General features: G+C 52.2%; 22 protein-coding genes. 3 read left to right on the top strand and 19 right to left on the bottom strand.

The window, feature by feature from the left end; genetic code table 11:
• Positions 1 to 104: 104 nt before the first annotated feature.
• From bfr to pta, 13 genes are all read right to left on the bottom strand, one after another.
• Entirely contained in the window at positions 105 to 575 is a 471-nt protein-coding gene (bfr, locus tag JWZ98_RS15515; RefSeq protein WP_205450773.1) for a bacterioferritin, read from the bottom strand.
• A gap of 134 nt (positions 576 to 709) precedes the next feature.
• Complete coding sequence (locus JWZ98_RS15510; RefSeq protein WP_205454465.1) at positions 710 to 1,684, bottom strand: GTP-binding protein; 975 nt, start codon at positions 1,682 to 1,684, stop codon at positions 710 to 712.
• A gap of 189 nt (positions 1,685 to 1,873) precedes the next feature.
• Positions 1,874 to 2,869, bottom strand: coding sequence for a GTP-binding protein (locus JWZ98_RS15505; RefSeq protein WP_205450772.1), 996 nt, complete (start codon positions 2,867 to 2,869; stop codon positions 1,874 to 1,876).
• A gap of 10 nt (positions 2,870 to 2,879) precedes the next feature.
• On the bottom strand, positions 2,880 to 3,668 hold the full coding sequence (gene folE2 / locus JWZ98_RS15500) for a GTP cyclohydrolase FolE2 (protein ID WP_205450771.1): 789 nt from the start codon (positions 3,666 to 3,668) through the stop codon (positions 2,880 to 2,882).
• Between the two features lie 43 nt (positions 3,669 to 3,711).
• The gene (locus tag JWZ98_RS15495; protein ID WP_205450770.1) at positions 3,712 to 5,397 is read right to left on the bottom strand and encodes a formylmethanofuran dehydrogenase subunit A; all 1,686 of its coding nucleotides are present in this window, start codon (positions 5,395 to 5,397) and stop codon (positions 3,712 to 3,714) included.
• 10 nt (positions 5,398 to 5,407) lie between these two features.
• Entirely contained in the window at positions 5,408 to 6,124 is a 717-nt protein-coding gene (locus tag JWZ98_RS15490) for a DUF1826 domain-containing protein (RefSeq protein ID WP_205450769.1), read from the bottom strand.
• 9 nt (positions 6,125 to 6,133) lie between these two features.
• Positions 6,134 to 6,919, bottom strand: a complete 786-nt coding sequence (locus JWZ98_RS15485) for a ZIP family metal transporter (protein ID WP_205450768.1) — start codon at positions 6,917 to 6,919, stop codon at positions 6,134 to 6,136.
• On the bottom strand, positions 6,916 to 7,161 hold the full coding sequence (locus JWZ98_RS15480; protein WP_033155389.1) for a hypothetical protein: 246 nt from the start codon (positions 7,159 to 7,161) through the stop codon (positions 6,916 to 6,918). Before JWZ98_RS15480 ends, JWZ98_RS15485 begins: the two co-directional genes overlap by 4 nt.
• Positions 7,154 to 8,371 carry a zinc metallochaperone GTPase ZigA gene (gene zigA, locus JWZ98_RS15475; RefSeq protein ID WP_205450767.1) on the bottom strand — a complete coding sequence of 406 codons (1,218 nt, stop codon included), beginning with the start codon at positions 8,369 to 8,371 and terminating at the stop codon, positions 7,154 to 7,156. The genes JWZ98_RS15480 and zigA overlap by 8 nt, the downstream gene beginning before the upstream one ends.
• Positions 8,372 to 8,451: 80 nt before the next feature.
• Positions 8,452 to 10,482 carry a TonB-dependent receptor gene (locus JWZ98_RS15470; RefSeq protein WP_101055157.1) on the bottom strand — a complete coding sequence of 677 codons (2,031 nt, stop codon included), beginning with the start codon at positions 10,480 to 10,482 and terminating at the stop codon, positions 8,452 to 8,454.
• A 277-nt stretch (positions 10,483 to 10,759) separates the two neighbouring features.
• A complete protein-coding gene (locus JWZ98_RS15465) occupies positions 10,760 to 11,965 on the bottom strand; it encodes an acetate kinase (protein WP_101055159.1) in 1,206 nt (401 codons plus the stop codon).
• Between the two features lie 24 nt (positions 11,966 to 11,989).
• Positions 11,990 to 12,517, bottom strand: a complete 528-nt coding sequence (locus tag JWZ98_RS15460; RefSeq protein WP_171695953.1) for a DUF2380 domain-containing protein — start codon at positions 12,515 to 12,517, stop codon at positions 11,990 to 11,992.
• Positions 12,514 to 14,643 carry a phosphate acetyltransferase gene (pta, locus tag JWZ98_RS15455; protein ID WP_205450766.1) on the bottom strand — a complete coding sequence of 710 codons (2,130 nt, stop codon included), beginning with the start codon at positions 14,641 to 14,643 and terminating at the stop codon, positions 12,514 to 12,516. Before pta ends, JWZ98_RS15460 begins: the two co-directional genes overlap by 4 nt.
• A gap of 250 nt (positions 14,644 to 14,893) precedes the next feature.
• On the opposite strand from pta, the gene JWZ98_RS15450 reads away from it, so the two are divergent.
• Positions 14,894 to 15,538 (top strand): FHA domain-containing protein, encoded by a 645-nt coding sequence (locus JWZ98_RS15450; RefSeq protein ID WP_033155385.1) that lies wholly within the window; start codon positions 14,894 to 14,896, stop codon positions 15,536 to 15,538.
• Positions 15,539 to 15,542: 4 nt separating this feature from the next.
• The gene (locus JWZ98_RS15445; RefSeq protein WP_033155384.1) at positions 15,543 to 15,932 is read left to right on the top strand and encodes a PilZ domain-containing protein; all 390 of its coding nucleotides are present in this window, start codon (positions 15,543 to 15,545) and stop codon (positions 15,930 to 15,932) included.
• A 23-nt stretch (positions 15,933 to 15,955) separates the two neighbouring features.
• Here the strand turns inward: JWZ98_RS15445 and JWZ98_RS15440 are convergent, their stop codons facing one another.
• From JWZ98_RS15440 to JWZ98_RS15420, 5 genes are read right to left on the bottom strand one after another with little or no spacing between them, the layout of a single operon-like run.
• Positions 15,956 to 16,435: a protein disulfide oxidoreductase gene (locus tag JWZ98_RS15440; protein WP_205450765.1), complete on the bottom strand. Its 480-nt coding sequence runs from the start codon at positions 16,433 to 16,435 to the stop codon at positions 15,956 to 15,958.
• A complete protein-coding gene (locus JWZ98_RS15435) occupies positions 16,435 to 17,169 on the bottom strand; it encodes a SprT family zinc-dependent metalloprotease (RefSeq protein ID WP_205450764.1) in 735 nt (244 codons plus the stop codon). The genes JWZ98_RS15440 and JWZ98_RS15435 overlap by 1 nt, the downstream gene beginning before the upstream one ends.
• Positions 17,166 to 17,837, bottom strand: a complete 672-nt coding sequence (locus JWZ98_RS15430) for a transglutaminase-like cysteine peptidase (protein WP_240348011.1) — start codon at positions 17,835 to 17,837, stop codon at positions 17,166 to 17,168. The genes JWZ98_RS15435 and JWZ98_RS15430 overlap by 4 nt, the downstream gene beginning before the upstream one ends.
• Positions 17,824 to 19,728 carry a LapD/MoxY N-terminal periplasmic domain-containing protein gene (locus tag JWZ98_RS15425; protein WP_205450763.1) on the bottom strand — a complete coding sequence of 635 codons (1,905 nt, stop codon included), beginning with the start codon at positions 19,726 to 19,728 and terminating at the stop codon, positions 17,824 to 17,826. The genes JWZ98_RS15430 and JWZ98_RS15425 overlap by 14 nt, the downstream gene beginning before the upstream one ends.
• A 5-nt stretch (positions 19,729 to 19,733) precedes the next feature.
• Positions 19,734 to 20,126 carry a group II truncated hemoglobin gene (locus tag JWZ98_RS15420; protein ID WP_033155379.1) on the bottom strand — a complete coding sequence of 131 codons (393 nt, stop codon included), beginning with the start codon at positions 20,124 to 20,126 and terminating at the stop codon, positions 19,734 to 19,736.
• 126 nt (positions 20,127 to 20,252) lie between these two features.
• Between JWZ98_RS15420 and JWZ98_RS15415 the strand changes: the two genes are divergently transcribed.
• A complete protein-coding gene (locus JWZ98_RS15415; protein WP_205450762.1) occupies positions 20,253 to 20,921 on the top strand; it encodes a Bax inhibitor-1/YccA family protein in 669 nt (222 codons plus the stop codon).
• Positions 20,922 to 21,115: 194 nt separating this feature from the next.
• Here the strand turns inward: JWZ98_RS15415 and JWZ98_RS15410 are convergent, their stop codons facing one another.
• Positions 21,116 to 21,256, bottom strand: coding sequence for a hypothetical protein (locus JWZ98_RS15410; protein ID WP_155931185.1), 141 nt, complete (start codon positions 21,254 to 21,256; stop codon positions 21,116 to 21,118).
• Positions 21,257 to 21,574 lie beyond the last annotated feature (318 nt).

Below are 21,574 nucleotides of genomic sequence, written 5' to 3'. Positions count from 1 at the left end.
GCTGAGTGAGGTTTTAAAACTATGGCTGTCAATCGGTAGCGGCTGGCATAAAAAAGCCGCAGTCACTAAAAGCGACCGCGGCTATTGCTGTGCAAAGTGCCGAGTCAGGACATTTGCGATTGCAGATAATTTGGCAAACCAATCATGTCGATCAATCCCAATTGTTTTTCCAGCCAGTGTGCATGATCTTCCTCGGTGTCGTCCAGCATCACTTCCAGAATTTCTCGGGTTTGGTAATCGCGCACGGTTTCGCAATAGGCGATGACTTTACGCAAATCCGCAACCACTTTATATTCGACCGCCAGATCGTTTTTCAGCATCTCCGGCACGTTGGTGCCGACCGCCAGCGGTTCGCGTTTGGATAAATCCGGCGTGCCTTCCAGAAACAAAATTCGCTTGATCAAGGCATCGGCGTGGTTGGTTTCGTCTTGAACCTCGTGATTGATGCGTTCGTATAATTTGCTGAAGCCCCAGTTTTCATACATCCTGGAATGAATAAAATACTGGTCTATTGCGGTCAGTTCGCCTGCCAGCAATTCGTTTAAGTGAGCTATGACTTGTTTGTCGCCTTGCATATGCCGCCTCCCGGATAAATTTGCTAATGCCCTGGGCTATGGTAATACAAAATGCCGCCGGATACTGGGTTTGCGTGGATTCCCGCTGGGCCATTGTCACCCCGGCCCTTAAAAATACCATTCGGCTTAATAAATTAATGCAGCTTGATAGCGTTCCTGCTAAGCAGCGGAACAAAAGTCTTGTTTAGATCGGTAGCAAGTGCCGTTGGCTCGCCATGAATGATGAATACCAGCCGGCTGCGGCCGTCGTCGCTTGTTCTGGCGGTTAATGGGGTAGGTGGGTACAGTCGAGTGCCGGCTGCCTGAATCACCATCGGTTCGGTTTGTTCGGCAAGATAAACCACGCCTTTGATGCGCAATAAGTTTTGTGGGTGGCGGTTAAGCAGCTCTTGGAGGAGGGTTTGCAGGTGTTGCCAGGGCAGAATTTGTTCCAGATGCAGCGAGATACTGCGAAAGTTATGTACCGGTAACGGGCCGGCAGGAGGCAAGCGGCGCAAGCTTGGGCCTGCTTTAGTCAGCAGGCTAAGTGCATGAAAGTCTTCTGCCGTCAGTCTGGGCGTGGCCGGCGCTAGAACTTGCAAGCGGGTTGCCAATGCGGTTTGCTGGTCGGCATTGCTTACGTCGGCATGGGTCAGCAATAAAGTATCGGCCCAAGCCACCTGCGCCCGCGCTTCGGCAAAACTGTCCAGCTGTGCTGCAGCCGAGGGTATAGCCAGGGTGGCGATGACGTTTTGTAAATGATAACGGCTGGCCAGCCAGCGCTCGCGCAACAGAGTATCCAGAATCGGTTCCGGGCTGGCGATGCCGCTGGCTTCGATAATCATGCGTGCGAAAGGCTTGCTTGCCGCTTGCTCCCAGGTCATCCACAGGTTTTTTAACGTGGGCGCCAACGCGCCTTTGACCTTGCAGCATAGACACCCGCCGGACAGCACGGTCAGCGGCAGATTTTGGTTTGCCAACAAATCCTGATCGACCGGTATTTCGCCGAACTCGTTTATCACCACAGCGGTCTTTACCCCGTCAGCCAAAAATCGATTCAACAAGGTGGTTTTGCCGCTGCCGAGGAAGCCGGTGAGCACAAAAACAGGGATTTTGTCTGGATCGGGCATTTTCAAGTGGTCGCCGCTTTCTTCATGAAAAGCTGTGATTACGAGGTCCAAGCGAATACAAATTTAATTTACCTATTCGGACCGGTTATCTGTAAAGGCGAATTATGCCTGTTTTTTGAACCGGAACGTCAAAGACAACTGGTGACTGGCCATCTGCCCAGTGCCCAAAAACCCATTCAGCGATTTTGTCTAAACGCCTACCCGGCAAGAAGCCAAGGCCTCCAGAATATCCTCCTTGGGTAAGTCGCGACCGATAAACACCATACTCGATTCCCGTGCTTCATCGGCTTGCCAAGGGTTGCCGAAAGTCTCGGTCATCAGCATATGCACACCTTGATAAATCACTTTTTGTTCGCTGCCGGCGATGTTGAGAATGCCTTTGTAGCGGAGCAACTCGTTGCCGTAGTCGCGGATCATGATGTTCAGGAATGCCAGAATCCGCGCGGCATCCAGAGGCCGGTCGGTTTGGTAGACCAAGGCACGGATGTCGTCCTCGTGCTCGTGGCTGACGTCTTCCAGAAAATCCGGTTCGATTTTCAAAATGTCATCCAGGTTAAAACCGTCAATATCCAGAATATCTTGCAGTTCGGTTTGGCCGAAATGCACGTGTTTGATTGGCGCTCTGGGGTTCATAGCCCGGAGGCGGGTTTCCAGGTCTAAAACAATTTCCGGTTCTTGGAGGTCGGTTTTGGATAGTAGGATGCGATCAGCAAAGCCGACTTGCTCTTGCGCTTCGTGGTGTTCGGCTAGCTGGTGGTGGGCGTGCACGGCATCGACGACGGTGATGATGGCGTCCAGATGGTAGTTTTCGGCAATGTTTTCCTCGATGAAAAAGGTTTGGGCAACCGGAGCCGGGTCGGCCAAACCGGTGGTTTCAATGATGACCCGCTCAAATTGGAGTTCTCCGGATTCGCGGCCATCGCTGAGTTCGCCGAGGATACGCACCAAGTCGCCGCGCACGGTACAACAAATACAGCCGTTATTCATGGTCACGATTTGTTCGTCGGCCTGCATCAAAAGCTCGTTGTCGATACCGGCTTCGCCGAATTCGTTTTCTATCACCGCAATCCGTTTGCCGTGGTCTTCGCTAAGAATTCGGTTAAGCAAAGTGGTTTTGCCGGCACCGAGAAAGCCGGTGAGAATGGTCACCGGTACGGGGTAGTTACGTTTGGGGTTGGCGTTCATAGGGCCTCCGTCAGGATGGGGAATTGACACGCTGTATCAGTGCATAAGCTGAGTGATTATGGATAGACTCGAAGTTTTCCGATTCGACGCTGTAACTGATGATCCGTGGCTCTGCGTTCAAGCGGGCGGCTACATCGCGCACCATGTCTTCGACAAATTTGGGGTGGTCGTAGGCGTATTCGGTGACGTATTTTTCGTCCGGGCGCTTTAACAGGCCGTAAATTTGCGAGGAGGCTTCGGCTTCTACCAGCGTGATCAGTTCTTCAAGCCAGATAAACGACTTGGCCTCTACAGTCACGCTGACGTGTGAGCGTTGATTATGGGCACCGCGTTCGGAAATTTCCTTGGAGCAAGGGCACAGACTGGTGACCGGCACTATCACCTTCACTTTGATGCGACAGCCGGCGTTATCGATTTCGCCAATAAAACTGACTTGATAGTCCATTAAGCTGCGGACGCCACTGACCGGCGCTGCTTTATCGATGAAGTAGGGAAAACGCATCTCGATATACCCGGATTCGGCCTCCAATTTGGCGAGCATGTCCTGCAGCATCGCCGGAAATGAGGCAATGCTGATTTCCCGGTCGTGATCGTTCAAGATTTCCACAAAACGGGACATATGGGTGCCTTTGAAGTCGTGCGGCAAATTGACGTACATCGCAAAGTGCGCAACGGTGCGTTGTTCGCCGCCACTTTTCTCTTTGACCCGGATCGGGTGCAGAATGTCTTTGATGCCGACTTTGTCGATGGCAATGCGCCGTGTGTCAGGGCGGCCTTGAATGTCTTCGATAGGGAGCATGAGTTTAACTGAATTATTCAGGATTTTTGTGTTCGTCCGCTTATCAGCGGTGCACCCTAAACCGGGGGCGTTCTGCGAAGTCGGCATCGTTGATGGCGAAATTGTTAAGTTTCAAACTGTAGAACCGGTTGAAATGATCTTGCACCGTCCGCGTGATGCGGGCATCGTAATTGGGTTGCAGCATTTGAGCTCGGCCGCTTGGCCGCGCCACGACCACGCCGTTTTGCACCACTAGTTCACCGTGTTTAAACATTAGAGCGGCATTGGCGAACATGGCAGCGATATTTGCTTGGGGATGGGTGGTAAATGCACCGGTGATCGGATCGCATCTGCCAATACCCGCCGGGTCGTAGACGGCAATGTCGGCTATTGCCCCCGGCGCCAGATGACCGCGATCATGCAAGCCCAATAACTTTGCGGCAGCACTGCGGGTCATGCTGGCAATTTCGTTTAAGGTAAATTCGCGCTTGAGGTTGGGCAACAAGGTCATCGCCAGCGCTTCTTGATTTAAGCCTGCCATATAGGCCTGGCGGTAATCGGCGTCCATCAACAGTCGGATCAATTCGGGGTAGGCGGTAAACGGTGCGCCGTTCGGATGGTCGGTGGTAAAGAATAAACGCTCCGGGGCTTCTGCAAGCAAAAAAAGCTCCAAGCCGATGGCCCATTGTAAGGTGTTGACGAAACTGGCTTCCCGGTATCGGTAAGGCACCACGCCGCCGGAACCTTCACACTCGGCGTCCCACATTGCCCATTTATTGGGGCTGGCATCCGCGTGGCGGCTGTATTGAGCGATGACATCGCCGGAAATGGTCACGGTCTGGCCGAACAGCACCTGGCCGACATCCATGGTGATATTCGGATGGCGGTTGAACGCTTCCAGAAGTTGCGCGGCTGCAGAGGAAAAGCCCTTGCTGCCGTCCTTGCCATAGGCGTAGAACTGGACGTGGGCTAGATGCATAGGCAGTCCTTGCGCGGCTGCCATGGTGTCTATGATGGTTTCGATATTTCCTGGAATACCCAAGTTGTTGCAATGCACATGTACCGGGTGTGGCACGCCTAGTTGGCATACGGCAGTTTGCAAGGTTTGCAGAATTTGCCGGGAGCTGACGCCGTAGTCGGGGACAATGTCATCCAAAGCGAATTGGCGGGCATTGCTTTTAAAGGCGTTGGCACCACCGGCGTTGATGACTTTCAAGCCCAGCGCGCGGGTAGCGTGTAAAGTCCAGGCTACGTAGTCGTTGATTTGGTTTTGGCTGGCTTTGGCTCGTATCAGTCGCAACAACAAGTCGTCGTTACCCAGAATAGCCAGGGCGGCCGTATCCATAATGGGAATATCGGCCATCTGCAAATGCACGTCCAAGGCATTGACCGGTAACATGGCCGGTTCGACCACCGTGGTGTAGCCCATGCGCGCGTAGCGGTAGCCGGTGTCGGTGGTCGACCATTTCGCCGTGCTGAAGGGATGACGCAAGCGCCGTTCCATGTGATTACGGTGTTGTTCAGGCAACAATAGGCGTGCGGTGTTGACGTTGCCGCCGGCAATATGGCTGTGAATATCCACCGCGCCGGCCATGACAATCTGGCCGGATACGTCGTATACCTGATCGAACTTGGCGTCGGGGCCCGGGTCGGCTGTGATTACGCCATCACGGATAAATAGATCGTGCGATTCACCTTGCCGGTTTTGTGCGGGATCGTAGAGGTGTCCGCCTGCTAATTTGATCAGCAATGGCCGGCCCTCACAGCATATCCAGCGTCAGTACCAAGCGCCGCGGCTGCACCGCCGTTGGCGTAGGTGATCGATGCACAAACCCCTGGCCTTCGTTACCTTCCCAGGCTTCGCCTTTCATCAGGCCCACGGCATAGGCGGGCATCCGCCGAATCGCCGTTTGGTCGACGATCAAACCGGACTGCGCATCATCCAGGCCGCCACTGCCCATCCCCAGCTTTCGTCGATCCAGCGCATATTCCGGTAGCCATTCGGTGCCGATGCCGCCGTAGCTACAAATCATCCGTGCGGGTACTCTATCCACATGAAAGCGCGGACACATGGCGGTTTTCAAGGTCCTTAGGCGCAAGCCGGCTTGCTTGAGTTCGAATAGCTCGCAGAACGCCGTCGTCAATAGTTCGATGTCTGCCAGCCATGTGTCATAGCCATCGAGTTGCCGGGTTTGGGGCCACAGGTTTGTATAGTTGAATTCGGATGGATTGACGGGCTGACTGAGTTCCAAGGGGCCGAATAGCTTCAAGGCTTGATAGATAAAGCCTTCAATTGTGGCGGGCAATGGTCGTTCTATTAAGCAAAAGTTCACGCCATCCTCGTAGATGCGCGTCAAATCCACGAAGTTTGTGGAGACGACGGAGCGGGTCGATGGCCGATACGAAACGGGCTGGAAGGATGTGGGGCCGGTTAACGGCGACAGGGATGATTGACGAAAGGGTATGCGAGCAAACACAAAAACTCCTTAACTAGCGATCAGGAACTGTTCGAAAAATACGATGAATTGCATAAAGACTATGCCGAAACCAAACGCGGCGGTTTGTCCGCTCAGGCTGGAAAAACTGCATGGTTCGTGTAATACCGGAATCAGATCGGAGGCGGCGATATAAATAAAGCCGCCGGCAGCGATGGGTAACAGCAGCGACAAGGAAGATTCGGCTAACTGGCTGAGTAACAGGGTAAAAATCGCGCCCGGCAAAACGGTCAGCGAGCAATAAAAGTTGTAGAGTACGGCTTGCTTGGGTGTATAGCCGCCGCGCAGCAGGGCGCCAACATCCCCGAGTTCCTGCGGGACTTCGTGGGCGATAATGGCCAAGGTGGTGGTCAGTCCCAGTGCCGGATCGGCCAGAAAGCTGCCGGCAATCAAGATGCCGTCGACGAAGTTGTGCATGGCATCGCCGATCAGATTCATTTTAGCCAATGGCATGACCTCACCACCGGTTGGCGTGCTGTCGACATTATGGTCGTGCCGCCAGCGCACCAATTTTTCCAATACAAAGAAACCGAATACACCCACTAATACCGTCAGGCAGACATCGCTGACACTGCCGTGGCGGTCTATGGCATCGGGGATCAAATGAATAAAAGCATCGCCCAGGAGTACGCCGACTGCCAGCGCGACTAGATACGGTACTACCCGATGCAAGGTGTCGGGTTTCAACCACAATGCAAATAAGCTGGACAACGAGCAAAGGCTGACGGCGAGACAGGCCGCAATGACGCCGGCCATAGTGCTGATAGCGATAGTCATGTGCGATGGGGTGTTTTGGCTTTGAGCGAGTGGTATTCGTGCTGAGAACTGTAAATAAATCCGGCTAATTTGTTCGGCAAGGCATGGGTAGCAAAATGCGCCAGCATGAACCCCAACACAGTCAAAAACAGTTTTGACAGCACACGTTTGGTGGGCGGTCTGTCAATCAAGGGCAAGACAATGGCCAGAATAAGCAACAATGCAATGCCGATGATATGCAGATAGCTGTCGATGCTAGCCATCGGCAAACCACTGCGGAAATTCATCTTGATAGTGTCGCCAAACTGCCGGGCCGGCTGCCAGTTCGGCGTCGGTTAACAGGCACTCGTCCAATTCGCGGCGCACTTGGTCGGCATTGAGGTTTTGACCGATAAACACCAGTTCTTGGCGGCAGTCGCCGTAGGGTTCGGCCCATTGTGACTGGATGTCCAGCAGATAGTCTTGCGGCCATTCCTGGCGCGGTACTGTCGCCCACCAGCGACCCGCCAAACCATGGTGCATCACGCCGCCCGCTTGTGACCAGCTGCCGGCGTGATCCGGGCGCGATGCCAACCAAAAAAAACCTTTGGAACGCAACAAGGTGCCGTTATCCCAATCGCCGTGGTGCAGATGATCATAGAAACGCTGCGGATGAAACGGGCGCCGGGCGCTGTAAACGAAGCTGCTTATGCCGTATTCCTCGGTCTCCGGTTTATGTTCGCCACGCAATTCTTTTAACCAGCCTGGGGCTTGCTCGGCTTTTTCGAAATCGAACAAGCCGGTGTCGAGTACTTTGCTTAAATCGACCTGACCCATCACGATAGGGAGGATTTCCGCATCGGGGTTGAGGCTGTGTAACACCGCTTTTAGGTTGATAAGCTCGTCGCTGGCGATCAGATCAATTTTGGAAATCAGAATGACGTTGGCAAATTCAATTTGATCGACCAGCAAATCGGCGACGTTACGTGCGTCGTCTTCGCCGAGTGATTCGCCGGTTTCTTTTAAACTCAAGGCTTCCAGGTAATTGCGCATAAAGTTGACCGCGTCCACCACGGTCACCAACGTATCCAGGCGGGCAATGTCCGATAAACTCAATCCCTGTTCGTCGCGAAACGTGAAGGTTTCCGCAATCGGCAAAGGCTCGGCAATGCCGGTGGATTCGATTACCAAGTAATCAAAGCGGCCATCCTTGGCCAAGTTGCCGACCTCGATCAGCAAGTCCTCGCGTAGCGTGCAGCAAATGCACCCGTTGCTCATTTCGACCAGTTTTTCCTGGCCATGATTCAGTTGTACTTGGTTTTTGACCGTTGCCGCATCGATATTCACCTCGCTCATGTCGTTGACAATTACGGCCACTCTTAAATTCTCCCGATTGTTGAGGATGTGGTTCAACAAGGTGGTTTTACCCGCACCCAGGAAGCCGGACAGTACGGTGACAGGGAGTTGTTTGGCTGGTGCGGATGCGAGGGTCATGGTGTTTTGGATGGTATATTGTAGCTTTTGCTTGGCCAAAAAAAGGCGCTGTCGAAAAAAACAGCGCCGGTTTCAGCGTTTTAATAACTGACTCTAAAGCCGACTTCCGCGCCGCGTCCGGCTTCCGGCGCAAAGTTTCGCAAGTAAGATGTCGAGTTGCGGATGTTTTGATCCAGCAAGTTGTTACCTTTGGCGAACACCATCAGTTTGGCGTCTTTATAGGCCCGGACCTGATAGTTGGCGCCGACATTCAGCAAGAAATAGCCCGCGGTGGAAGTTTCGAAATCGCCGGCATGGGGCTGAGATTCGGCTCGGGTAAAGCGCAAATAGGTGGATAATTTGTCCCGGTTGAAATCCAGTTGTAGGCCGTAGCGCAAAGGCGGCATGCGCGGTACGTCGCTGCCGTTTAGAAATTCGCCGCGGGTGTAGTCGCTGAATAAGGTCATCTCTAATAAGCCGACCTGGTTTTCCATCATGGGCATAATCAGTTTGGCTTCATAGCCTTTGAAGATGGCGTCGTGTTGTCCGCTGGTAACCAAAGGCACGCAATCCGCCACGCAGGGATTGCCGTCTTGATCGACGAATTCGCCGCTGCGTTGCTGAAAAATATAATCGCTGGCCCAGTTGTGGAATAAGTCAAATTCGGCACGCAACCAGTCGGTTTTGAAGCGGTAACCCAGATCCAGGTTGTAGGAGGTTTCTTCTCTTAAACCCAGATCGCCTCTGTCGTAACTGCGAGTGGCATCATGGTAGCCGTCGGATAGTAGTTCCTGGACTTGCGGGGCGCGCGAGGAGCGCGTGACTGCCAGATTCAGGCTGTTGCGATTATCCAGTTTCCATACCGCGGATGCCGAAGCACTGACCGGGGTGTAGCTGAGATTGGCGAAACCGTCCGGGCGAATATCGGTTTGTTCGACGCGGGTGCCTAGTTGATAGGTCACCGCGCCAATATCGAACGATTCCACGGCGAATACACCGTAACTGCTGATGTCCGAACGCGGGACGATGCTGGCGCCGGTGAGTTTTTCGATCGCATTAAAGTCGCTGGCTTGGGCTTGAAAACCCACCACGCCGCGCAACGGTCCCAGGTCCTGGTGAGCCATTTCCATGCGGCCTTCGTAAGACTGGTTGGTGTAATAGGCGCCGGGCTCGCCGTTGGCAATTTCGGTGTGTTGGTAATCGGTGTAACCCAGCCGGGTGCGTAGACTTTTCGCGAAGCGGAACGGGTTGTTCAATTCGCTCTTAAAGTCGTATTTGGTTTGCCGCATCGCGATGCTGACGGTTTCGTCGCCGGTGCCGTCCGGAGCGATGGCGTAGTTGTTATTTATATTATTGATGGATACGCCGGCAAAGCCGGGCGCGCCGATCCAAGATAAACCGGCCGAGCCACTGATGGCTTCGGCGCCGGTGTTGTTTAGATAGCCTTTGGGGTTGTCGACAATCGCCAAGCTGGGATCGGTGATGGCCACTTTAGCGGTGTCTATGCCGCTGCCGCCAATGTCCAGATTGTTGCGGTGGCGGTAAAAACCGTCCAGGTGGTAGGCAATGTTGTCCTTGCCGCCCTCGACTTTCATCGTGGTGCTGGTTTCATCGGAAGTGGAATCGAAGCGTTGTTCGAGCGCCGCACCTACCAGCTTGTCGAACTGGCGACCGGGGATACGGTTGTCGATGACGTTAACCACGCCGCCCATCGCGCCGCTACCGTAGAGTAGGGTGGCCGGGCCGCGCAGGACTTCGATGCGCTCCGCCAGCAGCGGTTCGACGCTGGTGGCGTGGTCAGGGCTGATCGCCGAGACATCATTGCTGCCGATACCGTTGCTCAAGACTCTCACCCTCGGGCCGGCCTGGCCGCGTATCACCGGGGTGCCGACGCCGGGGCCGAAAGATTGGCTGCTGATACCCAATTCGTTTTTTAAGGTATCGCCGATGCTGTGGCCGGTCTTCATACGTAAATCGTCGTCGCTCAACACGGTGACCGGTACCGGACTGTCCGATTTTTTATCTTGCAGCGGTGCCGTGACGATGATTTCGTCTAGTGCTTGAATCGCAAGTTCTTCGGCCAGCAAAACCGGCGATGGCAACATTAAAATTAGGGCAGCGGTTTTTTTCATGAGTAAGACAAGCTGTCAGTAAAGATGTGCAAAGATGTTATATTGTAACGCACATGAATGCAATATTATCACATTGGTTTTTTTGCGGCCTATTTGAAGATTTGCGTTCGAAGCGTGGTGAAAACAACAAGCTGACAGTAACAATCCCGAAGGGCGGCGCGGACCGCTTTCGAGATCATAGGGTTGAAATGTTACGGAAATGTTTCTTTGAGCTACGGGATGAAATACTTATTCCCGGCTGAGTTGGTAACGCCTAGTAGTTTGTGCCTACGGCCGGCTAATTTAGGGCGTGCTTTTGTTCCAGGCATTGCTGGGCCTGGATGGCAATTTCCAGTTCCTCGTTCGTGGCAATCACCAATATCGCCACGCCGGCGTTGGCTGGGCTGATGTTGTCGCATGGTTTCACCGGTTTTTGGTTTCTTTCCGGGTCCAAGGCAATACCGAAGATTTGCATTTCCAGACAGACGTGTTCGCGCAGCCAAGCGTCGTTCTCGCCGATGCCGCCGGTAAATACCAAGGCATCGACCCGGCCCAGCACCGCAAAATAAGCGCCGATGTATTTTTTGATGCGATAGGCGTACATCGCTAATGCCAGCCGGGCATGATCGTCGCCGGCTTCCGCCATCCGGTGTATCGCCCGCATATCGTTTTCGCCGCAAACGCCTTTGCAGCCGCTTTCTTTGTTTAACAAGGTTTCTATGGCCTCATTGGACAAATTCAGCGTGCGACTTAGATAAAAATGGATGGCCGGATCGATGTCGCCGCAGCGGCTGCCCATCATCAAACCTTCCAGCGGCGTCATACCCATCGAGGTATCGATACTCCGACCGTTTTGGATGGCGGTGACGCTGGCACCGTTGCCAAGGTGCAAAGTGATCAGATTGGTGTCAGACAACGGTTTGCTAAGATACTGCGCGGCTTGCTCGGCAACATAGCGGTGCGAGGTACCGTGGAAGCCGTAACGTCTGACGCCATGATCGGTATAAAGATGGTTGGGCACGGCATAGCGATAGGCATAATCGGGCAGGGTTTGATGAAACGCCGTGTCGAATACCGCCACTTGCGGCGTATCGTCCATTTGCCGGATGGCTTCCTCAATGCCCAAAAGATTGGCAGGGTTATGCAGCGGCGCCAATGGGATCACTTCGGCAATGCGCTGCATCACTTGCGCATCGATTAAGGCCGGTTCACGAAAATGTTCGCCGCCATGCACCACCCGATGACCAATGCCGGCCAGTTCGCGGCGGTCGGTCAAAACGCGGCAGGCAGCCAGTGTTTCGAACAACAATTGCAAGGCTTGTTGATGGTTGCGGCAATTGATTTCGTCACGTGTCCGGTCATTATTCGCCAGCGCATAACTATGGCTAGCGGCATCTTCGCCGATACGTTCGATGATACCGGCGATCAGCACCGAGCGATCAGACATCTCGAATAAGCTGTATTTAACCGATGAACTGCCGGCGTTGAGCACCAGGATTTTCATGAATATCGTAAAAGGGTGGGGTGATTAATGTACAAGCTTCGCCGGTGGCGGTGGGCTGTAGCGGCGCTCCAGATCATGGTCGATTTTCGTGGTCAGGCTTTCCACGGCTTTGATGGTCAGGCTGGCGTTGGGGCCTTTGGATTCGGCAATGTAATCGCCGACCAATCTACCATTGTCTACCTTGACCAAACGCCCCATTAGATATGCGAATAAAAAGCTGGGTTTGTGTAGCCGCCCCACCAAAATGTAGTCGGCGTGGTATAGCTTGCCAAGTTGCGCGGCGGCGTCGGCATGGTCGAACAAATAGCCAACGCCGCTATTGGCGGCTTGCTGTGCCTGGTGCGGTATGGCTACGATTAGATAGCCGGCGCGGGCTAATTCTTGTTCCAGCAGCGGTTTGATCGACGCGGTTCTTTGCAATTCGGCGGGGACGCCGGGAGCCAGTGTCAGGTCTTTCAATTCAAAATCCAGGATGGCGATGCGGGTCTGTGCCTGTAAATTAAAGCTTAGAAGGCAAAACAGCAAACTGCTTGATAGCGTTTTATATATCATGTTTTGTCGGCTTCTTGGGCTTGAATCGCGGTGATGACGACGGTGTTGACGATGTCTGTCACGGTGCAGCCGCGGCTCAAATCATTGACCGGTTTGTTCAAGCCTTGCAGGATGGGGCCGACAGCGATTGCGCCGGAGGAACGCTGTACCGCTTTATAAGTGTTGTTGCCGGTATTCAGGTCCGGAAAAATCAATACTGTGGCCCGGCCGGCAACTTGGCTGTCGGGTAGTTTGGTTTTAGCAACGCTGGCGTCCACGGCGGCATCGTATTGCATCGGGCCTTCCAGCTGTAGGTCCGGACGCAGACTTTGAGCGATTTTGACGGCGTCTCTGACTTTGTCCACCGCTTCGCCCTTGCCGGATTCACCGGTGGAGTAGGACAGCATGGCAACGCGCGGCTCGATGTTGAACATGCGTGCCGTTTCGGCGGCGTTGATCGCGATGTCGGCCAATTGCGCAGCGTTGGGGTTGGGAATCACCGCACAATCGCCATAGACCAATACGCGATCTTCCAGGCACATGAAAAACACGCTGGAAACAATGGACGCGCCCGGTTTGGTTTTGATGATTTCGAAGGCCGGACGAATGGTATGTTGCGTCGAATGCACCGCGCCGGAGACCATGCCGTCGGCATAAGAAAGATGAATCATCAAAGTGCCGAAATAGCTGGGATCGGCCATTAAATCGAAGGCGGTGTCGTAAACGATGCACCGATGTTTGCGGGCCTGGTAATAGGTTTCCGCGAACAAGGGCCGCAGATCCGATTTAATCGGGTCGATGATGTTGACATTGTCCATCTTCAAGGCCATGGCTTGAATTTTCTGGCGGATCTCGGCTTCGTTACCCAGCAGGGTGATTTTCACGACATCGCGTAGCAGCAAAATCTCCGCCGCCCGCAGAATCCGTTCTTCATTACCTTCCGGTAGCACGATATGTTGCTTCTTGGCCTTGGCGCGCTGCAGCAAATCGTACTCGAACATCAGTGGCGTGGTTTTATGCGAAACCTTGCTGCACAGCCGCAGCCGCAGTTCCACCATATTCATGTTACTTTCGATTAATCCCAGCGCGGTGGCGATCTTGCGGTCATCTTGCGAATGCAGGCGGGCGGTGACCTGGCTGACCTGCATAGCCGTGGTGAAGGTGTCGGAATCGACGCCGAGTACCGCAAACGGTGTGCCGCCCAGGCCGTCGATCAATTTTTGCACTTGCGGGGCAGGCTGTTGGTGGCCGGTTAATATCAAGCCGGCGATCTGCGGATAGTTACTAGAGTTGTAGGCCATCAGGCTGGCCATGATGATGTCCGATCTATCGCCAGGCGTGATGATCAAGTCACCGGTTTCCACATAGTCCAGAAAGTCCGGCACCAACATGGCCGCCACTTTGTAGTGGTACACCTCGCGGCTCATGGTGGCGTTTTCGCCGGAAAATACTTTCGCGCCGATGACCTTGGCAATATTGCCGATGGTGGGTTTTTCCAGGGACGATTCGGCAGGCACCACGTACACTGGAAATTCGTTGGAATGATTCAAGCTGTGGCGTAGGCTGGCAATTTGATTTTGCGCGACACCGATGATGACTGTGGCCAGCGATTCGCAATCGTGCTCGTGCATGGAATGTTTCAGGCTGGCCAAACCGTTTAAAATTTGTTCGTCGCTACGATTTTCGCCCTGCATAACCGGCATCATCAGGCAGCCCAAATTGTTGGCGACATCGGCGTTGAAATCGAATTCGGAAATGGCGTTGCCGTGTCGATAGTCGCTGCCGACACAGAGCACATGATCGCAACGGGCCTTTAAGGCTCGGTATTTAGCCAGAATGGTTTTCAGCAGTTCGTCGTACTGTTCGTTTGCCAAGAGCTGCCTGGCTTCCGCGCTGGTACAGCCATACATGGCATCGTACGGCATGGAGAGCTGATAGCGGTGGCTAATGAATTGAATCAAGTCGTCTTTGTCGGTATCGCTTTGAATAATGGGCCGAAAAAAACCGATATTGTCGGCGTAGCCGGATAACATTTCGATGATGGCCAACATGATCAAGGATTTACCGTTACCCTCGTCGACACCGGCAATATAGATGTCTTGCGAAATCAAGGGCTCGCTTGGTGCATGGGGCTGAGTTGGATTCATGATCGATGACTTAATGTATTGATGGGAAAGTCTAACCGTGGATGTTGCCACATGGCGCGCCGCTTGGCGACTGTATATTTTTATTTATTCGGACACCGCGGACGTGTTAGAAGCATGCAAATAGTCTTTGGCTATCATAGGTTTGGATTTAAAAAATAATGTAATATCAAAATAATTATTGATTAATCTGCAAGCTTGGCTTTAATGGCTATACTACTAGCCGGGCGCAGGGATTACTTGAACAACAGAGATGGCGAAATTTACCGTTTATTTTAAAGACAATGCAATCCATACAGGTGTTTTTGATTCTGGTGTAGTGCATATTGGTCGTGATGAAACCAATGACCTAGTGGTTGATAGTCTTGCCGTCGCGCCCGCGCATGCCGTTGCCGTGATTAAAGACGGCACTTGCGTTCTCAAGCAATTGAACGAAAAATTTCCGCTGTTGGTCAACGATCAGCACACCAAAGAATGGAGTCTGCAAAACAACGACATCATCAATATCGGCAAGCACTATATCGTCTACAACACGACCGATGAATTTTCGGAAAAAGTCCTGGTATCGACGCCAGCCGACTTTGGCGATGCAGACGTGCGGGCCTTAAATGAAAAGCTGGAAGATGCCGTCAAATCCCCCGAAGCCAATTTGCAAGTATTGAACGGCATGCATATCGGTCGAATTCTGCGCTTGAAGAAAGCCATGACCCGCCTGGGCCACGAAGGCGCAGGGGTTATTGTGATAGCCAGACGCAAGGACGGCTATTTCCTTTCCGCCTTGCAAGGACATGAGGGTCTGGCGATTAACGATGAGCCCTTAGGCGACCGCACCGTACAGTTGCAACGCAACGATGTGATTGTCGTTGACAGTACCTCAATGCAATTTTTCTTGGATTAAGCGTATGACATTTGAAAAAAGCGATGATAAACGCCGTTTTCATAGGATTTTTTACCATACAGGGGCTGTGTTAACCGGTTCGGGGCAAACCTATCCTTGCAAAATTATTGATCTGTCCCTGCGCGGTTGCCTGTTGGATTGTGAGCAGCCCTTAGCCGGTCAGGCCGATACCTTATATAACTTGAAATTCGATTTATCCGAAGAAATCAGTATCAGCATGGAAGTGGCCGCCACCCATGCCGATGCCAACAGGGTGGGTTTTAAATGCGTACATATCGATATAGATAGCATTTCTAACTTACGCCGATTGGTGGAACTCAACCTGGGCGATAGCGAGTTGCTGGAGCGGGAATTGGCGGCCCTGGGTGATTTGGCTGAACAAGCCGATCATTAATCCGGATTGTTTCCTCGATATAGTTAACTCAATCCTGCCAGCCAAAGTCTAATACGCATACCCCATTCCGACGTATAGCCTACTGTCGTAAAGACAATCTCGCCGGCGGCGTTAATAAAAAATACAGCCGGCACGCCTCTAATCCCATAGCGTTGACCGAGATTGCCGTTGTTGTCGTTCACAACCGGCCAGTTCAGTTGTTTCTCGTTCAGATAGTTCTGTAATGTGCCGTCGTCACCGGAGCGCACCGCTACCGTCAAGCCCGGATAATCCCGCATGATGTTGCTGATGCTGCTCTGCATGCTTCGGCATATCCCGCACCATTCAGCCCAGAAATACAACACAGCCGGTCCTTTATGTATGCGTGGCATAGGGTTTTCGCCGGTCAGCGTGGTTTGCACTATGGGCGGCGGGGTGCCGCTGACCAAATCCTGATGGACTAAAAATTGCCCCGCAAAGATAAACAGTGCCGCAAATATATAAAATCCCAACTTTTTCAGCATTACAAGCCTTGCATCACGCTGGCGCCGTGCTGTTTTAGCCAGAGCCGGCGTTGTTTAAAGTCGGGTAGGTGTTCGACAACCAATTGCCAAAAAGCCGGAGAGTGATTTTTGTGTTTGATGTGGCAAAGTTCGTGGACTACCACGTATTCCAAAACGGCGGCCGGAGCCAGCATTAGTAGCCAATTCATATTGATGTCGTTTTGTGGACCGCAGCTGCCCCAGCGGCTTTTTTGGGTTTTGATGCGGATGCTGCGCGGAAACAGGGCAAAGCGCGGCGCGTGCAGATCGACCCATTGCTGGACATTCTGTTTGGCCTGGTTTTTCATCCAGCGGATCAATGCTTGCTGGATCAGTGCGGAGTGTTGTTCATCGGCAATCCCAACCGGTAATTTCACCCAAAACATCTCGTCGTTAAGCAACTCGATGCGGACCGTTTTGGCTTTGCCGGTGGTGATTTTTAGTGGTAAGCGGCGGCCTTGGTAGGGTATGTGCGCGCCATCCCTATACTCGCTTGGTGCTAGCTTGGGGGCGGCGGCTTGAACTCTGCCGGCGACGCGCTTTAGTGCGGCTTCTATCCAGTCTTTTTGGGCTTGCACAAAATCCTGAATGCGCCGTTCGGACACTTTCATGGGAGCCACCACTTCTATTTTGTCGGCGGTGACCACGATGCGGGTGTTTTTGGCCCGGCTGCTGCGGCGCAGCTTGTAAGGTAAGGGGGCGGTTTGCTTGTTCAAAAAGGTGATTCCAGCATTCTTAATTTAAGCTCGGTCCACATGCTTAAGCGGTCCGAACCGCCGACATGTTGCCCGGAGCCTTTGCTTTTGGCAAGCCATAAGCCGGTACCGTTAAAGCTGTATACGGGCTGCAAGTCGCTGCGCTGCGTAGCCGGGACTATGCTCGGCTTCAGATTATCCAGCACCAAGGGCACTGCGCGCGGCGAGTCGAAGTAGGTTAATACCATGTGCGCCTGATTCAGTGCCAAAGCCTTGACGTAGGTAATTCGCAATTTACTTTCATCGACGCCCATTTCCACCAAAGTAAAATATTTGGCGATGGAGTAATCTTCGCAATCGCCGGCGCCTTTAGCCAGAAATTCGGTTGGCGCCGCCCAGTAATCGGTTTTTTGCCACAGGATAATATCGTCAACAAACTCGACGTTACCGTTGAAAAAATTATTCACCCGCTCCAATTTCTCTGCGTCAGGCCAGCTCTTGCCGTTCTCGATCAAACTTTGCCAGTCCACAAAACGTTGCTTGGCGGCCGCACCGTATTTTTTTTCGACTCTATCCAGCAGACTCTGATCGATTAACAGGCCGGCTGCCAGCGCAATGCCGAAACACAGGCTGAAGGCGATAATAGCGATTTTGGCAGCGTTGAGTGCGCCCTTGTTAACGGCTGGCACCGACGATTCCTATCGCCTTTAAGCGGCGATAATCCTGATCCGATTGCACGTTTTCTGCCAAGATGGAAATATCCAGCAATGTGGAAATTTCTTGCATGGTTTGCACAAAAGCGTGTTTTTGCGAGGAACTGTCGATGCCGTTGCCGATGTCGCGGGCCAGGCGGATAAAGTCTGGTTTCAGGCGTTTGACCAATTCCGCCGACATGGATTGGGTTTCGAAGCGTTTGATCATCACCCGCGCGCCCCAGTGATGCACGGTTTCGATGAAGGCCTGATAGGCGTCTATATCCTTGACGACGGCATAAGCCGACAAACTGAATACCAGCTTTTTGGCTTCCGCCGGATTTTGTTTGATTAGTTTTTCCAACCAGAGCCGGAAATCGCTGTTTTTGATAGTGCGAGTCGATACGTTGACGGCGATGGCGTGCTCGATGTGATTGTGTTGAATATGATCTAGCGCGATGCGTATCACACCTTTATCCAGATCGACGATTTTGGCGAATTTTTCGGCAATCGAGATGAATGGACCGATGGCCACCAGGCCGCCCTGTTTATCGTGTACCTGAATGAAAGCCTCTTCCATCAGCAGTTCGCCGCTACTGAATGCGGCGATCTGGCCAATATACCAAACCGAGTAACCGTCGTTATCGACGCAATCGAAGACCAAGTCCTTCCAGGTGGCAATATCACGCGCAAAATTATCGCCGGTGCGGATGAAATAACTGTTAGTGCCGATCAGATGCGCCTGTTCATAAGCTTCGTGGGCGGCTTCCAATAAAATTTCGGTGGTCAGCAGCGGATTGAAAGCAACCACGCCAATGTGGGCCAAATCGGTTTTTTGGTAACGTTCGCCTAATTCGGTTACTTCGTTGCTCAAGGTTTTCATCAACCCTTCCAATTGTTCCGAATTCCCAAGCTTCAGCACGAGTGCAAATTCGGCGCCGTAGAATCGATAAGCTCTGCCGGTTTGTGCTCCAGCCAGATCGGCGATTTTTCCCAGGATGGCGGCAAACGCTTGTAAGAATTGATCGATCACGTCGCTGTCGCGCTCTTTGACTAGATCAACCAGGCTATCGATTTTGATCAAAACCACAAAGGCATCGGCGTCTTCCAATGCCAAATTTTTCATGTCGGTTTCGAACACGGACTTTTTATACAGCCCGGTCAAGTCATCGCGTAACAGGCTGGCGCCCATTTGATCCAGCTTGCCATGCAACGCTGCTATCGTAGTTTTGATCTTATGCGACATGGTGTTCATTGATGCCGCCACGTTGCGCACTTCGCGGGTCCAGGGCAAGGCTTCGATGCTTTCGAAATGGCCGTCGCTGATCTGCTGAGCCAGTAAATCGATTCTACTTAGCGATGCCAGCGTGACGCGCAATAACAAGGCTAACAAGGCAATGGATAGTAAAAATGCCGCCAGGGAATAATAAAATCCGGATTTGGCTTGTTCATACAGTTTTAAATAGGCATAGCTGGAGTTGACTGTCACGTAGATCACGCCGCTCATGTTCCAGCCCGAGCTGATTTCGCTTTCGGCGGTGGCCGATGTCATGGGCAGCAGTTCGGTAAACCAGTCCGGCACGCCTTCTATGCGTTTGTCGCTGCTCAGGGCTACCAGCTCTTTGTTGTCGGCGTCGACCAGTCTGATCTCCTTGTAATAACCCATATCAAAAATGGCGCTCATCATGGTTTTAATCACCGGATCGCGGTTATCAACCATGTAAGGGCTAAGCGAAAGACCCAGCGAAGTGGCCGTATCTTGGGCATGGTTTTTTGATTCGCCTTCCAGATAGTCCTTGATGTTGTTGACGCTCAATGCGAAATTGACGCTGAAGATCATCAAAAACAGCGCGGATATCAGGATTAACAATTGTTTGGATAATGACATTTGGCTCAGCTTCCCGTGGCTTCTTGATTGATCATATGCGTCGCGAGTTGTTGTAAGGCGGTACGGATGTTTTCGCGCAGGCGTGGGTCTGTCTCAATTTCATCCAAGGCTTTGTTCATGCATAGCATCCATTGATCGCGCTCCGATTCGCCAATTTGAAACGGAAAGTGTCTGGCGCGCAGCATGGGATGGCCAAATTCTTCGATAAACAAATTGGGGCCGCCCAGCCAGCCGGAGAAGAACTTAAATAATTTGTCTTTGGCGCTTGCCAAGCTGGGGGCATGCATGGCCCGGATGCCCTGGGCTTCCGGCAGAATATCCATGTAAAAGTAGAATCTGTCGACCAGGCTGCGCAACGCATTCTCGCCGCCGATTAACTCGTAGGGGGTGGGGCTCATGTCCTATTTAACCTCGTATGTGCAATTTCTTTAGGTATACTAGCAGACGGTACCGACAATGCCTTGAAACTCCAGGGCCGTTGCGCGGTCATAGCATTACTTGTAACTTTGAGAGGATAACTGATCATGCGTTTAAATACTGCAACTGCTCGTTCGGAAGCCGGCATACTGGCGACCAATAAGGTTTTAAAGAATACTTATTTATTGCTATCGATGACTTTGCTGTTCAGCTCTGCTATGGCTGCGGTAGCCATGACGCTGGATTTGCCGCATCCGGGCTTGATTATCACCATGGTAGGCTATTTCGGCCTGCTGTTTTTAACCACCCGTTTCAGTAACAGTGCTTTGGGCTTGGTGTTTGTGTTTGCATTGACCGGTTTCATGGGGATGACCTTGGGGCCGATTTTAAACATGTATATACATGCGTTCAGCAACGGTCATGAACTGATTTTAACCGCACTGGGCGGTACCGGCGTGATTTTCCTTGGTTTGTCAGGCTATGCCTTGACCACCCGCAAGGATTTTAGTTTTATGGCCGGCTTCCTGATGGTGGGTGTGTTGGTAGCGTTCTTCGTGGGTTTGGCTGCGTTACTGTTCTCGGTGCCCGCGCTGTCGTTGGCGGTTTCCGCGATGTTCGTATTGTTGATGTCCGGTATGATTTTGTATCAAACCAGTGAAATCATCCACGGCGGCGAAACCAACTACATTTTAGCTACCGTGTCATTGTACGTGTCCATCTACAACCTGTTCACCAGCTTACTGCAACTGTTGGGCGTATTCGGTGGTAACGACTGATAATTCGGTCAAATACCTTATCACTGTGCGTGCTAGACAAAGCGGACTGTTAGAGCAACGTTGATAAAGAAAATGCCCCGTCGGGAAACCGGCGGGGCATTTTTTTTGAGTATAGGCATTAAAGCTGGGGGGCGAGCGAAGGGCTGGTTTTCGCCTGGTACTTAACCCGTCCGCAAGGATGTATACGGGCCGCTTTAATGTTGTTCGGGGCTATACCAAGCTTCAGCTGCCATTTTGTACATTTCTTGAAAAATGACTTTCAGTAATTGAAAAGCTGAAATAGCTATCAGCGCCCCGATAGTGACTCCGGCCATAGCGACAAGTGCAATTTTCATAATGCCTCCTCATTTGATCGAATAAAGTGTGAACAGCGTCTAAAAAAACCTCGCTTCGGGCGCGATTTTCCTATGTTAAATAAGGATTTCAAGTGGTTTTTAAACGACATCTGTGGCGCGATTTTTCAATGTTACGTATCTTCAGAGACTTAACATTGGACCTTAATGTTGTTTGCTAAAATTTTTTTTTTCAGAGGCTATGACTCTAGCTGGCGGACGCTGATTTTTGAAAAACGTTTAAGCGGATATTATCGGATCGGACTTATACTCTTGTGCAGCGGTTAATAGACGCAAAAGGGACCTACCGTATTGCCTCAT

It is taken from the genome of Methylomonas sp. EFPC1, assembly GCF_016925515.1.
GTDB lineage: Bacteria > Pseudomonadota > Gammaproteobacteria > Methylococcales > Methylomonadaceae > Methylomonas > Methylomonas defluvii.
This window is presented reverse-complemented; position numbering and strand designations above follow the sequence as displayed.

What these genes read in the sequence shown, in the direction of transcription:
- JWZ98_RS15510 (WP_205454465.1), bottom strand. Translation starts at nt 1,684, where the DNA reads ATGCCCGATCCAGACAAAATCCCTGTTTTTGTGCTCACCGGCTTCCTC.
- JWZ98_RS15470 (WP_101055157.1), bottom strand. Translation starts at nt 10,482, where the DNA reads ATGAAAAAAACCGCTGCCCTAATTTTAATGTTGCCATCGCCGGTTTTG.
- JWZ98_RS15450 (WP_033155385.1), top strand. Translation starts at nt 14,894, where the DNA reads ATGGCGAAATTTACCGTTTATTTTAAAGACAATGCAATCCATACAGGT.
- folE2 (WP_205450771.1), bottom strand. Translation starts at nt 3,668, where the DNA reads ATGCTCCCTATCGAAGACATTCAAGGCCGCCCTGACACACGGCGCATT.
- JWZ98_RS15505 (WP_205450772.1), bottom strand. Translation starts at nt 2,869, where the DNA reads ATGAACGCCAACCCCAAACGTAACTACCCCGTACCGGTGACCATTCTC.
- pta (WP_205450766.1), bottom strand. Translation starts at nt 14,643, where the DNA reads ATGAATCCAACTCAGCCCCATGCACCAAGCGAGCCCTTGATTTCGCAA.
- JWZ98_RS15465 (WP_101055159.1), bottom strand. Translation starts at nt 11,965, where the DNA reads ATGAAAATCCTGGTGCTCAACGCCGGCAGTTCATCGGTTAAATACAGC.
- JWZ98_RS15425 (WP_205450763.1), bottom strand. Translation starts at nt 19,728, where the DNA reads ATGTCATTATCCAAACAATTGTTAATCCTGATATCCGCGCTGTTTTTG.
- JWZ98_RS15445 (WP_033155384.1), top strand. Translation starts at nt 15,543, where the DNA reads ATGACATTTGAAAAAAGCGATGATAAACGCCGTTTTCATAGGATTTTT.
- JWZ98_RS15410 (WP_155931185.1), bottom strand. Translation starts at nt 21,256, where the DNA reads ATGAAAATTGCACTTGTCGCTATGGCCGGAGTCACTATCGGGGCGCTG.
- JWZ98_RS15440 (WP_205450765.1), bottom strand. Translation starts at nt 16,435, where the DNA reads ATGCTGAAAAAGTTGGGATTTTATATATTTGCGGCACTGTTTATCTTT.
- bfr (WP_205450773.1), bottom strand. Translation starts at nt 575, where the DNA reads ATGCAAGGCGACAAACAAGTCATAGCTCACTTAAACGAATTGCTGGCA.
- JWZ98_RS15480 (WP_033155389.1), bottom strand. Translation starts at nt 7,161, where the DNA reads ATGGCTAGCATCGACAGCTATCTGCATATCATCGGCATTGCATTGTTG.
- JWZ98_RS15485 (WP_205450768.1), bottom strand. Translation starts at nt 6,919, where the DNA reads ATGACTATCGCTATCAGCACTATGGCCGGCGTCATTGCGGCCTGTCTC.
- zigA (WP_205450767.1), bottom strand. Translation starts at nt 8,371, where the DNA reads ATGACCCTCGCATCCGCACCAGCCAAACAACTCCCTGTCACCGTACTG.
- JWZ98_RS15415 (WP_205450762.1), top strand. Translation starts at nt 20,253, where the DNA reads ATGCGTTTAAATACTGCAACTGCTCGTTCGGAAGCCGGCATACTGGCG.
- JWZ98_RS15420 (WP_033155379.1), bottom strand. Translation starts at nt 20,126, where the DNA reads ATGAGCCCCACCCCCTACGAGTTAATCGGCGGCGAGAATGCGTTGCGC.
- JWZ98_RS15460 (WP_171695953.1), bottom strand. Translation starts at nt 12,517, where the DNA reads ATGATATATAAAACGCTATCAAGCAGTTTGCTGTTTTGCCTTCTAAGC.